Annotated in this window: 9 protein-coding genes and 2 pseudogenes; 1 reads left to right on the forward strand and 10 read right to left on the reverse strand. The window is 64.0% G+C overall.

Going from position 1 to position 14540, the window contains the following annotated elements:
- The first annotated feature begins 195 nt into the window (after positions 1-195).
- Positions 196-519 carry a nucleotidyl cyclase domain-containing protein gene (locus NKK50_RS15485; protein ID WP_023690440.1) on the forward strand — a complete coding sequence of 108 codons (324 nt, stop codon included), beginning with the start codon at positions 196-198 and terminating at the stop codon, positions 517-519.
- A 262-nt stretch (positions 520-781) separates the two neighbouring features.
- Here the strand turns inward: NKK50_RS15485 and NKK50_RS15490 are convergent, their stop codons facing one another.
- From NKK50_RS15490 to NKK50_RS15535, 10 genes and pseudogenes are all read right to left on the reverse strand, one after another.
- Positions 782-1702, reverse strand: a complete 921-nt coding sequence (locus tag NKK50_RS15490) for a DUF2493 domain-containing protein (RefSeq protein ID WP_023690439.1) — start codon at positions 1700-1702, stop codon at positions 782-784.
- A 340-nt stretch (positions 1703-2042) separates the two neighbouring features.
- Entirely contained in the window at positions 2043-3080 is a 1038-nt protein-coding gene (locus NKK50_RS15495) for a DUF7146 domain-containing protein (RefSeq protein ID WP_023690437.1), read from the reverse strand.
- On the reverse strand, positions 3077-7405 hold the full coding sequence (locus NKK50_RS15500; RefSeq protein WP_352543615.1) for a strawberry notch-like NTP hydrolase domain-containing protein: 4329 nt from the start codon (positions 7403-7405) through the stop codon (positions 3077-3079). Before NKK50_RS15500 ends, NKK50_RS15495 begins: the two co-directional genes overlap by 4 nt.
- A gap of 173 nt (positions 7406-7578) precedes the next feature.
- Positions 7579-7698, reverse strand: a pseudogene (locus NKK50_RS31335) (DUF6117 family protein); the annotation flags it as partial.
- Between the two features lie 46 nt (positions 7699-7744).
- Positions 7745-9865, reverse strand: a complete 2121-nt coding sequence (locus tag NKK50_RS15510) for a ParB/RepB/Spo0J family partition protein (protein ID WP_352543616.1) — start codon at positions 9863-9865, stop codon at positions 7745-7747.
- A 75-nt stretch (positions 9866-9940) separates the two neighbouring features.
- Positions 9941-10261, reverse strand: coding sequence for a DUF2958 domain-containing protein (locus NKK50_RS31340; protein WP_460221719.1), 321 nt, complete (start codon positions 10259-10261; stop codon positions 9941-9943).
- A 69-nt stretch (positions 10262-10330) separates the two neighbouring features.
- The gene (locus NKK50_RS15520) at positions 10331-11299 is read right to left on the reverse strand and encodes an ArdC family protein (protein WP_023690434.1); all 969 of its coding nucleotides are present in this window, start codon (positions 11297-11299) and stop codon (positions 10331-10333) included.
- 145 nt (positions 11300-11444) lie between these two features.
- A pseudogene (gene ligD / locus NKK50_RS15525) lies at positions 11445-12088 on the reverse strand (non-homologous end-joining DNA ligase LigD).
- Positions 12064-12480, reverse strand: coding sequence for a non-homologous end-joining DNA ligase LigD (gene ligD, locus NKK50_RS15530; RefSeq protein WP_155927363.1), 417 nt, complete (start codon positions 12478-12480; stop codon positions 12064-12066). Before ligD (NKK50_RS15530) ends, ligD (NKK50_RS15525) begins: the two are co-directional and overlap by 25 nt.
- 1146 nt (positions 12481-13626) lie before the next feature.
- Entirely contained in the window at positions 13627-14376 is a 750-nt protein-coding gene (locus NKK50_RS15535; RefSeq protein WP_023686036.1) for a Crp/Fnr family transcriptional regulator, read from the reverse strand.
- Positions 14377-14540 lie beyond the last annotated feature (164 nt).

The raw sequence follows: 14540 nt of genomic DNA on the forward strand, positions 1-14540 counted from the left end.
AGCCGAAACGAAGAGCTTCGTCAGGCACGCACCCAGTCACCAGTGAGTTGCCCTGTCCCTCGTGCGGAGCGCCAGTTGCTCCGTACGAACGGGTGCGCCCGACATGGTTGACGCGATCCCAAAGAAAACCGGAAGAGCGGACTTGGATCGCTTGACCTGGGCAAATATGATCCTGACGCCTTGCAGAGGGACTGGATGGAAATCGGTCGGGTCGAGCGCAAGCTCTCGGCGATCCTTGCGGCTGACCTCGCCGGGTACAGTCAACTGATGGGCGCTGACGAAGAAGGTGCCCTCGAGCGCTTGAACAGCCATCAACGTGACCACCTCGATCCCTGTATTGCCACGCATCGCGGCAAGATCGTCGGCGACATCATCGAACAGGACGGTCACGTCTTGGGCGCGGGGGTCAACATCGCCGCGCGTCTGGAGAGGATCGCCGAGCCTGGCAGGATCTGCGTTTCCGAACGCGTGCAGGAACATGCAGCGGGAAAGATCGGCCTGCGCTTCGAGGACTCGTGACAGTCCGGCGGAGTGCCCAGAATTTTGCCTGGTATCGTCGCGCCTCATCCATTCGGCCCAGCTGAGCATTTGCCGCGAACATAACAGCCTGAGGGCTGGCCGTTTGGCGACGCCCGCTTTTGGTGAATGGACTGAACCGGGGAACCGACTGTCATGAGGCGCGAAGCCGCCGTTCGCGTCGTGAAAGACATACCTCCACATCGGTGAGATTGTGGAATAGCGGTGACCAACCTGGACTAAGATCTAGGGTCAAAGGGGGCGCTCACGAGCCGCCTAATCGATAGACCGGGATGCCGAGCTTGCGGGCCTTGTCGGCGAGGTTCTCCTGAATGCCGGTGCCGGGAAAGATGATGACGCCGATCGGCATGACCGCCAACATCTGGTCGTTGCGCTTAAAGGGAGCGGCCTTGGCGTGTCTGCTCCAGTCGGGCTTGAAGGCGACCTGCGGCACCTTGCGATGATCGGCCCAGCGGGCGGCGATCTTTTCAGCGCCTTTGCGTGATCCGCCGTGCATCAGCACCATGTCGGGGTGCTTGGCGCGGATTTGGTCGAGCTTTGCCCAGATCATCTCGTGATCGGCGGTATCGCCGCCGGAGAAGGCGATCTTGGGGCCGGCCGGCAACATGACCTCGGTTTCCGCGCGCCGCCTGGCCGCGAGGAAGTCGCGGCTATCGATCATTGCGGCGGTGAGATGGTGGTGGTTTACCATCGACCCCGTGCGCGGTCGCCAGGCAGAACCGGTGTACTGATCGTAGTGTTCGGCGGCCTGGTCACGCATGAGCTCGAAGGCGCCCCGCCGTTCGATCATGGTCTGGCCCTGGGCGGTGAGTGTCTCGAGTTCAACCGCCTTGATCTCGCTGCCATCCTGTTCGCGCTGCAGACAGCGCTGGGCCTGCTCGTTGTCTTCCAGTTGCCGCTCGATCCGTTGTACAGCTCGGTGGAAGACATTGGTGAGGGACCAGAGCAAGTCATCGAGGTCGGGTTCGAGGCGCGTGTCAGCCAGGGTGACGATGAGGGCGTCAAAGATGTCGGCCACGGCTCCGGCCACTTGGTCGCCACCGGGGAGCGGTCGCGGATCGGGCTCGTCCGCAAATGGTCGCCAGCCATAGAGCTGGAGTTCGGTGAGGATGTGATCGGTCGCAGAAGCGGCGTGGTGCGGTTCAGTGTCGTCGTGCTCTCTCATGGGGATGCTCCCGTCGGTTTGACCGCGACCCTCGCGGCCTTCATGGCGACGAGAGCCCACGGGCGGGACGGTCCGACACCCGCAGCGATGCGGAGGGCCGGAGCGCAGCGGAGGATGGCGGCGGCCGACTATTTTGCCTCGCGATGGAAAGGCGTCGCGCCCGATCGCTGCCATTCGCGACCAGTCGCGCGCGCCGGAAAATAGTCGGCCGCCGCCATTGCCTGGCCGGCCAGTTCGTGGGCCGATCGCCCTCTCGAAGGCCGGGTCTCGGGTCTCTGCCGGCGGGTCACTCATCCATGCGCCGCACCGGCACCGTGCGCCGCGCGCTTCCCCTCCCGGCTCATGCCGCCTGTGTCAGATATCGGATGCGATCTTTGCGCATGAGCTGGTCTGCAATCGAGGCCCGGAAGGCCGCAAGTCCGAAGCGGCTGAGGTCTTCGTTGAAGTCTTGCATCGCTGGCGACAGCACGATTGCATCGATTCCGGCGTCCGTCGCGCGCTCGAGCAGGCTGTCGCGGGCACCGTCACCGGCCGGATCGTTGTCGCGGATGACATAGAGCCGGCGCAGGGTTGGCGGGAACAGGATGGCGGCTAGATGGGCTGCCGAGAGTGCCGCAGCCATCGCCATATCGGGCAAGGCGCATCTGAGCGACAGCGTCGTCTCAATGCCCTCGCCTGCCGCCATGACGCTGCCGGGTGCACCGAAGCGGACAGCGTGACCCAGAAGGTCACCCATTGCGCGACGCGGCGTGTCGACGAGCGCCTTGCCGGTGCCGTCCGGTGCGAGCCAGGTGCGGTGCGCGCCGGTCAAATGTCCATCAAGGTCGGTGACAGCAGCGATCATTGCCGGCAAGGTCTCGGTCGGTCCATGATCGCCGGGCCGGTAGTAGCAGCGCGGATGGAACCGCAGCGATCCGGTGCCGGACAAAGTCGCAATGCCACGTCCACGCAAATAGGTTTCCACGAGGGTGCCGATAATGGGCTTCGACATGGCGACCAGTCGGCGAGCCGCTTCCGGAGATCCAATGGGGACCTGCGTGATCGGCGCGGCCGGTCGGGGTGGCATGGCATCTGGCATAGCGAGAAACAGGCGCGCCTCATTGGCGACGTCCCGGAAGTTGACCAGTCCGAGGGATTCGCGGATGACGTCGAGCAGGTCGCCATGCTCGCCGGTAGCGGCGTCGGTCCATTTGCCTGGCGGTCCCTTCGGGGATGGCTGCAGACGCACGAACGTCGAGCGGCCCGGCGCATTGCGGACGTCGCCGACGCTCCAATAGTTGCCCTGGCGACGGCCATTGGAGAGGTAGTGGCGGCACACCGCCTCGGCATGTTCGGCGAGGCGGTGTGCGAGGTCGGATGCAGCGTGACGCGGAATCATGCAGCCTCCCGCTCACTGACCCGCTCGATTGGGAAGCGGTCGAGCACGCGCTCCAGCACGGCGAGCCCGTTGGCGTCGATCGGCACGAACATCCTGAGCTTCCACGAAATGATCTCGTGGAAGAGACCGTAGGCGGTGAGGCGCTCCCGCATCATGTCGGTGAAGCCCGACAGTTCGATGCGCCACGCGCCCATGACGCGGCTGCGGCGAAGCTGGAGACCCTCGGCGAGATCAAGGATCGTCCGCCCGTCGATCAGCGCCGCGAGCGCCTGCTCGGGCGATAGCGATGCGACGCCTGTCACCGTGGCGTTGGCGGCCCAGGCCGGCGTGACAAGGCGACCAATTATGCGCTCGCCCTCGTCGGTCTGAAGTCGAAAAACGCGGGTCGACTCGTTTGGCAGACGCTTCCAGATCGGCAACAACAGGCCCGTCACCATGTGCAGCACGGCATCGGCAAACTCGGGAGTCTCGGCGACCTCCGCATTCCATGCTGCAGCGAAAGCTTCACGGTGGGCCTCGACCCAGCGGGTTTCGCCCATAGCCTTGAGCGGCATGTTCTGGCCTTCCATTGGCCGGATCAGGCGGACCCGCGGCTCGATCTCGCCGTCGTCGAGCATGATGCTGGTGGTTGGGATCTGCACGGCGGCGCGGCCAGATTGCTCGTTGATCAGTAGGATGGCGCGCAAATCGCGAAGGTGATGGAGCGCCGCATCGAGCATGACGGGCCGATTGCGCTTGCGCTGGGTGATCGTCAGCAGCCGCGTTTCGGCGCCGGTGCGCGGATGGGCGTAGATGACCTGCCGGTCGGTGATGACGAAGCTCTCGGCCCGCAGGGTCTCCAGCCCGGTGTCATAGGTGCCCGAGGCGATGGCGCCACCGATCCGAGCGGCCAGAAGCTGCTCGAAGGCGCCGAACAGCACGCCCTGCACTTCGATGGTCAGCGCCAACAGGCGATTGAGGAAGGTGGTGATCGGCGGCAACTCGTCCTTGATGCCGTTGTTGTCCATCAGCTTGAGACCGGTCGCCGCCTCGAAACGCTGGAGTGTGCAACCCTCGACCTTGCCGCGTACGATCAGGAGATAGAGCTGCCGCAAGGCATCGCCGGCATAGTGGCTTTCAAGATTGTCCTCTGGCCGGAACAGCCCTTGGCCACCGGTCTGGCGCTGGCCGCGCGTGATTGCGCCCAACGTGTCGAGACGGCGGGCGATCGTCGAGTGGAAGCGCTTTTCCGCCTTCACATTGGTCGAGATCGGCCGGAACAGCGGCGGCTGCGCCTGATTGGTCCGATGCGTGCGGCCCAGGCCCTGGATGGCGGTGTCGGCCTTCCACCCGGCTTCGAGCAGATAATGCACACGCAGCCGCGTGTTCCGTGCCAAGAGTTCGGCATGGTAGGAACGACCCGTCCCGCCGGCGTCGGAAAACACCAGAACGCGCTTCTGATCGTCCATGAAGGACTGCGCCTCGGCCAGATTTGCCGACCCTGCTCGGTGCTCGACGACCAGGCGGTCGCGCTTGCGCACGATGCGGCGCGAGCGGCCAGTGACTTCGGCGACGAGGTCCGCGCCGAAATGTTGGACGATCTGGTCGAGCGCGCCGGGGACAGGCGTCAAGCTGGCGAGTTTCGCGATCAGCTCGTCGCGCCGGGCGACCGCCTCGCGGCTCTCGACCGGCTGGCCATCGCGGTAGACCGGGCGCGACGACAGATTGCCCTCCGAATCCGTGAAGGGCTCGTAGAGCTGCACCGGGAAGGAATGAGCGAGGTAGTCGAGGACGTATTCGCGCGGCGTGATGTCGACGCGAACATCGTTCCATTCCTCGGTCGGCAACTCGGCCAGCCGCCGCTCCATGAGCGCCTCACCCGTCGAGACGATCTGGAGAACGGCCGCATGGCCCTCCTCCAGATCGCCGGTGATGGATTTGATCAGGGTCGGTGTCTTCATGCTGGTCAACAAATGGCCGAAGAAGCGCTGCTTGGCGCTTTCAAAGGCGCTGCGCGCGGTCGACTTGGCCTGGGCATTGAGCGTGCCGGTGCTGCCGGTGATGTTGGCCGCCTGCATCGCAGCATCGAGATTGTTGTGGATGACGCCGAAGGCCCCAGCGTACGCGTCATAGATGCGGACCTGTTCGGGCGTCAGCTCATGCTCGAGCAGTTCGTATTCGACACCGTTGAAAGAGAGCGAGCGGGCGGTATAGAGGCCAAGTGCCCTGAGGTCGCGTGCCAGTACTTCCATCGCCGCCACGCCGCCAGCCTCGATCGCCTCGACGAACTCGGCGCGGGTCGAGAATGGAAAATGCTCGCCGCCCCAGAGGCCGAGCCGCTGGGCATAGGCGAGATTGTGCACGGTGGTGGCGCCAGTCGCCGACACATAGACGATGCGGGCATTCGGCAGGGCGTGCTGTAGCCTCAGGCCGGCACGGCCTTGCTGGGAGGGAGCGGCGTCGCCGCGTTCGCTCTTGCCGCCACCGGCATTTTGCATGGCGTGCGCCTCGTCGAAGATGATGACCCCATCGAAATCCGGACCCAACCATTCGACGATCTGCTTGACCCGCGAAAGCCTCTCGCCGCGATCGTCGGACCGCAGCGTGGCATAGGTGGTGAACAGGATGCCGTCCGCCAGCGTGATCGGCCTGCCCTGCGGGAAGCGGGAGAGCGGGGTGACCAGCAAGCGCTCCATGCCGAGCGCGGACCAGTCGCGCTGCGCATCCTCGATGAGCTTGTCTGACTTGGAGATCCAGACGGCCTTGCGACGGCCCTGCATCCAATTGTCTAGGATTACGGCGGCGGACTCGCGGCCCTTGCCTACACCGGTACCGTCGCCGATCATGAAGCCTTGCCGGAAGCGCACGGCCCGCGCCGCGTCATCTGCCGCCGCGCTAATTACGTCAAAGGTATCGTCGAGCGTCCAGGCGCCGGCGAGATACTCGGCGTGAGCATCGCCCGCATAGATGACGGTCTCGAGCTGCGCGTCCGAGAGCAGGTCAAGGACGTTCTTCGGCAGGCGCGGCCGATAACTCGGCTTGGGCGGCGCGACCGAGGCCATGGCCGCCGATTGCACGAGTTGGGTGGGGTGCGGCTGCGCGCCGGGAATGCGGATCGCCTGAAGCGCGTAGTCCTCGTAGATGGCGTCGCTGATGTGGCCGCCCTCGGCGGCCTTCCAGTCGAGCACCTGATAGGCGAGCTCAACGGCATCGGGATCAGTGAGCGGTGGCCGCGGTGTTATTCTTGCCGTGGGACCAAGATAGCCGCGCACTGTGCGGGGTGCGGCCGACGACGATGTGGGAGTTGCACCTGCGGGTATGGTGACCGGCAGCCGTGCCGGCACATGCTCGCCGACCCATGCGATCAGCGTCGCGGCATCCGGGGCAACGCCCTGATCTGCCGGGAACACGTCCGGATCGTCCGCCGGCACCCGGTCGATGACGGTGAGGCGTGTCGGAAAGGTCGTGCCATGCTTGGCGTAGGCCGAGCCGTCGATGGCGGCGGAGAAGACGATGCGGCCACGTTCCTGCAGGCGAGTAAAGGCGGCGGTCCAGGCCGGGTGGTCGGGCGCGAAGTTCGCACCGGTAATCGTCACCAGCCGCCCGCCGGGCGCAAGGCGCGCCAGGGCCGAGGCGATGTGCCGCCAGGCCGCGTCGGCCATGCGGCCCTCGACGTTGGCCATGACCGAAAAGGGCGGGTTCATCAGCACCACGCTGGGCACGGCGCCGGGATAGAGATGGTCGTCGATCTGGGCGGCGTCGAAGCGGCTGGCGCAGACGGCCGGAAAGAGGCCGGAGAGAAGTGCCGCGCGGGTTTCGGCAAGCTCGTTGAGAATGAGCGAGGCGCCGGCTATCTCGGCCAGGATGGCGAGCAGCCCGGTGCCGGCGGAAGGCTCCAGCACACGGTCGGCCGGCGTGATGGCAGCGGCCGTTGCGGCGACCATGCCGAGCGGAATCGGCGTCGAGAACTGCTGGAAGGTCTGTGCTTCTTCGGATCGGCGGGTATGCGTCGGCATGAGCCGGGCGATCTTCGACAATGCTGACAGCCGGAGAGCCGGAAACGCGGCCTTGCGGAACAACGCCTTTCCGTACTTGCGCAGGAAAAGGACCGTCGCAGCCTCGCAGGCATCGTAGGCCTGCTTCCAGTCCCAGGCGCCGGCGGCGTCGGAGGCGCCGAATGCGGCTTCCATCGCCGCGCGCAACTTTGGCGCGTCGATGCTGTCGCCGCGCTCGAGATGGGGAAGCAGAAGGCCGGCGGCGGCGAAGATAGCGCCGGCTGCACCGGTTTGGGGGAGCGGGAGCGGCGCGGCTGCGGGAACTGCCACAGCGGGCGAGATCATGTACATGGTGTGAACCTCGGGAGAGCGGGGACAGGATCGAGCCGCGCGGCGCTCTCTCTGGACCGTGCGGATTCAAAACCATCCCGGCTCGCCTCTCCCTCTCTGGCCTCCACCGAAGCCAAAATGAAACAAGCGCCCCGCCATGAGGTGGAGCGCTTGCCGGTATCAACCGATCTCGATCATATTCCGCCGTCAGGCCCCGACTTCTGTAGGAAACCATTGGCGCTGTCGGGATCGGGCGGCAGGTAGGCATCATAGGGATTGCCGTCGGCAAGATGAGCGAACGGCGTGAACTCGTAGTGAAGAAGAAAGGGCCGAGCGACCCGCGCCACTCCGCCGACGGTGCTATCCGGCGGCGACCGCGTGTGCGGCAGTCTCATGGGTGGCCGAGCCGTCCTCGTCATCACCGGCCAGGAATTCGGGGAGGTCAGCTTCCTCGCCCACATTCGGCCGGGCGGCGTCATTGCCGCGAAGGCGGAGCGGTTCGGGTAGCCAGCCACTATCGGCCAGGAGGCGCTCGGCCTCTTTGGCCATGTCGGCCTTCTTGAGATGGTCGATAAGCTGGGCGGCCTGGTCGCCGGCGCCTTCGCGCACGGCTCCGAGAATGCGGGACTTGGTGACGCGACCGAGATAGTTATCCACCGTCGGCCGCCAGCCGGCATCTACCATGTCAAGCCCGGTGGCACGGGACAACCGATCGGCTTCACGCCGGCGCTGATCGAGTCCATGCTGGGAAACGCCGCTGCCGTAGGGATTGGGTCGTTCGAACAAGGCGTTGATCCCATAGCTGACGCAATGCGCCAGCAGCGTCTGCCGGCTTGCTTCATCGAGTCCGTCGAGCCACGCCCATAGGGCCTCGTCGTCATCCAGTGGAATGTCGCTCTTCCATGCCTCATGGCGCTCATGGACGGCCTTGGCCGCAGGGCTGTCCTTGAGACCGACGTCCTGCCACGGCAAGTGGACATGTCGGACGAAGGCCTCGACGCAGCCGATGGCGGAACGCTGACCGAAGGTGTCGAGGACGAGCCGGTGCAAGAGCGCCGTGATGGCCACATGCTGGTTCTCGGCCAGTGCGTTGCGCAGCGCCAACGTGCGATGGGCAGTAAGTTCGATGACCAGGCGCTCGGGTAGCGGCTTGATGGTGTCGCCGTCATCCTCCTCAGGCTCGGACGCCTGCGCGCCGATGGTGATAATCGCGCGGGCCGAAGGATTGTGTCTGCTGTCTTCGTTCTCGGTGGCGCAACCTGGCTCGGCCGAGTGGCCGTCGACCGCCTGCATCGCTTCGTCCTCGGGGCGCACATGGGCCCGATCGACGACGAGATCGCCATCACGATCGATGCTGATGAACACACCGGCGCGGGCGATCTCGGCCCCATCGTAGTGCATCGGCCGGCTCTCGAAGGCCTCAAGCGCGGTCTCGATTTGACCGAGGCGCTGATCGACATCGTCGGGGAGTTCGTCGGATTCGCCATACTCGGCTTCCAGCCGGTCGTACTCCGCCCGCAGGGCTTCGCGTTCCGCCCGCTCCGCGTCGGTCAGACCGACGGGGGTGCCAGCGATTGCCCGCAGACCGTGATTGTACCCGTAGGGCAGATCGGCATCGACCACGATCCACTTCCAGCCCTCCGCCGCGATCTCGTCGGCGATCGACTTCAGCCTATCGCCGACCAAGCGGTCGAGCAGAGCGGGGTCCTGCAGCCAGCCGCCATTGTCGGCCTCGAACAGGTCGCGCAGCACCACGCCGCCGGCAGCGACATACGCGTCGACACCGACGAACAGCGCCCGGCGATCGCTTGCCCGCACAGTGGTCTCCGTCAGCAGGCGCCGGATCTGCTGCGGCTCCTTCGACCAGGAGTTTTCGAGCGCCTCCCAGACCTGCTCCTGACGGGCGTGATCGTCGGTCACGGTGAACGCCATGAGCTGCTCGAGCTTCATGCCATCCTGCTCGTAAATCTCCTGCAGCTTGGCCGAAACCCTGGCCAGCCTGAGGCGCTGCTGCACGAATGTTGCGGAGACGAAGAAGCGTGCGGCAATCTCCTCATGGCTCGCGCCCTGGTCATGAAGTGTCTGGAAGGCGCGAAACATGTCGAGCGGATGTAAATCTTCGCGCTGAAAATTCTCGGCCAGCGAGTCCTCCTCGATCGGGACCGCGCTGTGGGCGTCGCTTATGACGCAGGGAACTGGCTCGGTCTTGCTTATGCGCTTCTGCTTGACCAGCAGTTCCAGCGCGCGATAGCGGCGCCCGCCAGCCGGCACCTCAAACATGCCGGTCTCGTTGCCCTCGCCGTCCAACACTGGCCGGACGTTGAGGCTCTGGAGCAGGCCGCGCCGGGCGATCGACGCGGCGAGGTCCTCTATGGTTTCCCCGCGCTTGATGCGCCGGACATTGGACTGGCTCAGCATCAGCTTGTTGAAGGGGATGTCACGTGAAGCGTTGAGGGTGATCTTCTGCTTGGGCGTAGCCATGTGGACTATCTCCGCGACGGGCGGCCGAAACTCTCTCGTCCTCCAAACCCGTCAAAAAAGACGGGCGCAGCCCTCTCACTCTGAGGACTGAGCCGCACCGAAGATCCAGAGGTGGGGACAGGGCCGCAGACACGACTGCGCATCTGCGGCTTGCGGATTACAAGCTGAGATCTCACTCGCCGTCTCGGCCAGATTGGCCGGCATGGTCGAGTTGCGTTCGGCGTCGCGAAGGTTTCCGCCCCGGCGGACCGCCTCTGCCCAGACGGAAATCGGCAGGTCGGTGCCAAAGAGCATGTCCCGCTCGATGCCGATGCCGAAAGGCAGCCGGATCGACGTCATCTCGAGCGCGGTTGCGAGCCAATTCCTTCGCCGAGTTGATTTGAAGAGCTTCACCACCCGTACGTGTTCGGCGTCGCGATCGCGGCTATTGGCGAGCAGGCACGCGCAGTTCCTCGGTGAGAACGATCATGCCGCCCTCTTCTCGATTTCGACCTCGTCGACGCTGGCGGGCCCTGCCCTGGTTCCGTTGTCGGGTTGCGGAAGGAAGGCGAGCAACCAGTCGGCTGCCTTGCTGGCTTGGGAGGCGGCACGCACGATGGCTCGGTTGTCTTCGCGCAGGACGTCGAGCCAGGAGGCCAGGTAATCGGCGTGGCGCACGGTCGGCGCAATACCTCGCGAGGCGCAGCAGAAGGCTGCGTTCATTTCGGCGACCAGTTCCTCGAAAGCATATCGCTTTGTGCCGAAGGCGCAGCCGAGGTCACGGCCGACGCGGGAGGGATGGCCGGTCGCATGGCCAAGCTCGTGCAGGGCGGTGCGGTGCCAGTCAATGGTCTCGAAATACGCCTGCGGAGGCGGCACCTGCACGTAGTCGTGCGCCGGCACATAATAGGCGCTATTGCCGCCGATGCGGAAATCGATCCCTGTCGCCTTGATCAGTGCCTCGACGGCCGGTTCGATCAGTCCGGGCTCTGGTGCGGGCGGAAACACCGCCAGATCGTCGGGCAGATTTTCGCATTGCGCGACGTTGAAGACGGTGAAGCGCTTCAGAAACTGTATGGCCCGTGCTGCCTCGCCGGTCTCCCGCGCGCGTTTCTTCTCGTCGTCAGGGATGAAGCGGTCAGAATAGACGACGGTGGTCCCGTGTTCGCCCTTGCGGACATGGCCGCCCAGCGATAGCGCCTGGCGGAAAGTCAGCCAGCCCTGGACGGGAAAGCCATGCTCGACGACCGCACCCCACAGGATCAGCACGTTGATCCCCGAATAGGCACGGCCAGAGGCGGCATTGGCCGGCATGGCGAGGGGTGCTTGCTCCGCCGCCGTGCCCCAGGGCACCCAGGGAAAGCGCCCAGCCTCCAGCTCGGCGATGATCTTGTTGGTGATGTCATCATAGAGGCTTGCCCGGTCGGCGCCGGCGCGAGCGTAATGTCTGGACATCTGGTTTCTCCGCGACGGGCGCCGGAGGCCTCTCCTCCAGCTCTCAACCCGTCACGGCAAACCGGTCCGTACTCTCGCTCTAGAGGCTAGCCCAGGCCTCGAAGGGGGACGCTCCCGGACTTGGGGCAAAGGCGGTCCGCGCCAATCAGTAGTGTCGCTGACCTATGGTTATTGCTGCCGGACTGCGTGCCGAATGCGGTCGGTAAGCGTTTGTGCGACGTCGAAATAACCTTCCCAGGCTTCGCGCACCTGAGCCCGCGCGGCGGCGGCGAAGACATCGAAGCCGTTGGCGTTTTTCGCAGGTGGGCAACTCATCCCAGCTGACAGGCACCGCGCACGACGCCCCCGCGCGTGCCCGAGTCGACCAGGGGCAGATTGCAGTGGAGCCCTGGCCGTTGCGCAGGTAATCGAGAAACATTCGGCCCTTGCGCTTCGCCTTGCTCATATTGGCGACGAAGCGCGACGGATCTGTACGGGCCAGCAGTTCGGCGAAGTCCTGGCAGAAGCTCTTGACCTCGTCCCAGTCTGCCTCCGGGAGGAGCAGGACGACCACATGAACGCCCTTGCCGCCGGACAGCAACGGCCACGACTGCAATCCAAGCGCTTCCAGAATGCTCCGAATGTCGAGGGCTGCCTGCTTGACGGCAGCAAAGCCCAAGCCCTGTCGGGGTCGATGTCGAAGATCATGCGGTGCGGCAGATCCGGCTGCTGGCGACGGCTTCCCCAGATGTGGAATTCGAGCACGTTCGTCTGGACGCCCGCGATCAGCCCAGCCAAGTCATCGACCACGAGATGCGGCTTTCCTTACCGGACACCTTCTCCAAGTGGCCATCATGGATGGCCCTGGGCACGCCTGGCAGGTTGTGCTTCTGAAAGAAGGTCTGCTGCAGGTCGCCGTGAGTATCGCGCACCAGCGACAGCGGCCGATCCTGAATGTGCGGCAGCATCTTCTCGGCGACCACTGCGTAGTAGGCGGCGAGCGTGGATTTGGTCACCTTGGTGCCTGGATACATGACCTTGTCCGGATGCGTCAGCTTGACGCCGACAGCAGCGGCGATCTCGTTGCCGGATCGAGATTGGCCGAGTCTCTGGGCCGTTTGCGCCTTTTGTTGAGAGTGCCGTCTACTCGGACATGAGGAACTCGGATACATGTCAATACGCTGCCTGGGATTCGGTTCCATGCCCAAGCACCGCGCCGGCGACCGTCGGCGCTCAAGGAAGAACGGCGCATAAGCCGCAGTCCTGCGCGCGGCCGCAACAGCGGACAATTGTCACGCGCAGGACGGAGGAAATTCGCCCCCCGCCGCGGGCGGTGAACAGGACAGCCGTAGGAGCGTCAGCATAGCGCCGGCCCCAGGACGGGACGCGGGACCGACTGTCCCCGTCCGCGGTGGTCCGCATGTTTTGGTTCGAAGCCCACCGGCTGAGATCGCGCAGTTCAGTTCTCGACAGTCCGACCGCTGATCCGCGATGATGCAAACAGGATTGAACCACACCAGAGCCGAGTTTGGCTGCAAGAAATCGATCTGGTCTTGCACCCTTTCGGCTTCTTCCTCAATTGCGTTGCAGCTTGTGAATTCCAAGCCTGACAGGCCCTCCCCTGTCACAACTCGTGCAGAAAGCGCTCGCTCGACCGAACTGAGAATGCGGCTTTTCCATTGCGCTCGATGAGGCGTTTTGCCGTTGCATGGTGCGAACATGATCTGCAACAAGCTCGCAACACATGCCACTCGCGAAATGTCGAGCGCCCATACAGGCCACCGTGAACGCTGCCAGGCGCTCTCAAGCGTCAACGCCGGTTGCTGTTTAGCTGGCGACGTCCCTTGGCACGCTTTCGGTCGGAGAAAAGCGAATATCCGCCGTCCTCCCGAAATCTGCAGCGACGCATGAGCCCCGGGCTTGACCCATTGCGTCGCCGAGATTTATTCCCTTGGGCGCCGGCATGGTGTGCCCCAGGAACCTCTTCCACAGTCGCTAGCCAATAGCGGGGCTCGAATTGATGCGGCTGAGCCCACAAATTGGTCGATCGCGCGGCCAATCGAAAGCCATGAAGAGAGGTGGAAACCCTGTAGTGCCGAAGTATCACGTTGAGGGGATGGATGGTGCTACGCAGACGGCCATACGGACAGTCAACGCCCATGTGGGCCGGTAAGCATCCGAATGCACTCTGCGCGCAAGTGAACCCCTTGCGCTAACGCTTCGACGCGCCATCAAAGCATTGACCATGTTGGGGGGCGATCGCACCGCTGATGGCCAGCGAAGGCCAACAAGTGGTCCGGCTACCCTTGGAGCCAATCCGCATTTCTGGCGATTTTTCCCTGGAGCAATCAGTGCATTGACATGAACTCGGCCGTTTTATTGTTCCTTGCTGAGTGCAGGTAATCGTGCCGGAACTCAGCAAGAAAGGCCAGTCCTTCCCAATCATGGATGGTCAATTGGCCATTCACAAGTGATGTAAGGTGCTTCTCCCGAAGAGACTTGAGCGTGCGGTTGATGTGGACTGCCGACAGCCCTGTCGCCTCGCCAAGGTCAGCTTGAGTCACACCAAAAGCGCAGGTTTGATCGGACGCAAGTCCGGCATCTTCCATACGTAGCATGATTTCACAGAGAAGGTGGGCCACTCGGCCAAGCGCTTGGCGCTTCCCGACATTGACCACCCATTCGCGAAAAATCGATGCATCAACCAGTGTCGTTCGCCAAAGATTTGCCGCCAGCCTGGGGTGGCGTTCGCAGAGCAGCCGGATAGCCGAGTGATCTATGAAGCCAACACTGCAAGCGCTCACCGTTCGAACGTCGCTATCCAACAGATCGAGGTGCAGGCTCAACAGATCGGGCATGTCGCCAGGCACATGATAAGCAGTGACCTGACGCTTCCCGTCTCCTGTTACCTTCGAGGTGCTGGCTAAGCCAGCCAGGACCATTATGCACCGGGACGGCTGGTCGCCTTCCCGGACCAAGTTCTGGTTTGCGCCAATCGCAACGATCCTTATTCTTACCGCGTCGAGAGCTTGACGCTCACCTGACGTGAGGGTGAAGGCACGATGGAACTTGGCGGTTAAGGGGCTTTGATAAAGCATGTCGGCTCTCCGTTTGGGCGGGAGCGCTATGGTCTCTCAGTCACCCGCGGCCAGCAGAACGCGAATGATGCCCGACCTTATATCATAAACACCGGACCGACTTAACCTGTGATAAGTCTGGCACTGCTTCCGATGGTCCTTTCCCCATCGGCAAACACAGGCTC

The sequence above is a fragment of the Mesorhizobium sp. M0001 genome (assembly GCF_040324255.1).
GTDB lineage: Bacteria > Pseudomonadota > Alphaproteobacteria > Rhizobiales > Rhizobiaceae > Mesorhizobium.

What these genes read in the sequence shown, in the direction of transcription:
- NKK50_RS15485 (WP_023690440.1), top strand. Translation starts at nt 196, where the DNA reads ATGGAAATCGGTCGGGTCGAGCGCAAGCTCTCGGCGATCCTTGCGGCT.
- NKK50_RS15490 (WP_023690439.1), bottom strand. Translation starts at nt 1,702, where the DNA reads ATGAGAGAGCACGACGACACTGAACCGCACCACGCCGCTTCTGCGACC.
- NKK50_RS15495 (WP_023690437.1), bottom strand. Translation starts at nt 3,080, where the DNA reads ATGATTCCGCGTCACGCTGCATCCGACCTCGCACACCGCCTCGCCGAA.
- NKK50_RS15500 (WP_352543615.1), bottom strand. Translation starts at nt 7,405, where the DNA reads ATGTACATGATCTCGCCCGCTGTGGCAGTTCCCGCAGCCGCGCCGCTC.
- NKK50_RS15510 (WP_352543616.1), bottom strand. Translation starts at nt 9,865, where the DNA reads ATGGCTACGCCCAAGCAGAAGATCACCCTCAACGCTTCACGTGACATC.
- NKK50_RS15520 (WP_023690434.1), bottom strand. Translation starts at nt 11,299, where the DNA reads ATGTCCAGACATTACGCTCGCGCCGGCGCCGACCGGGCAAGCCTCTAT.
- ligD (WP_155927363.1), bottom strand. Translation starts at nt 12,480, where the DNA reads ATGGAACCGAATCCCAGGCAGCGTATTGACATGTATCCGAGTTCCTCA.
- NKK50_RS15535 (WP_023686036.1), bottom strand. Translation starts at nt 14,376, where the DNA reads ATGCTTTATCAAAGCCCCTTAACCGCCAAGTTCCATCGTGCCTTCACC.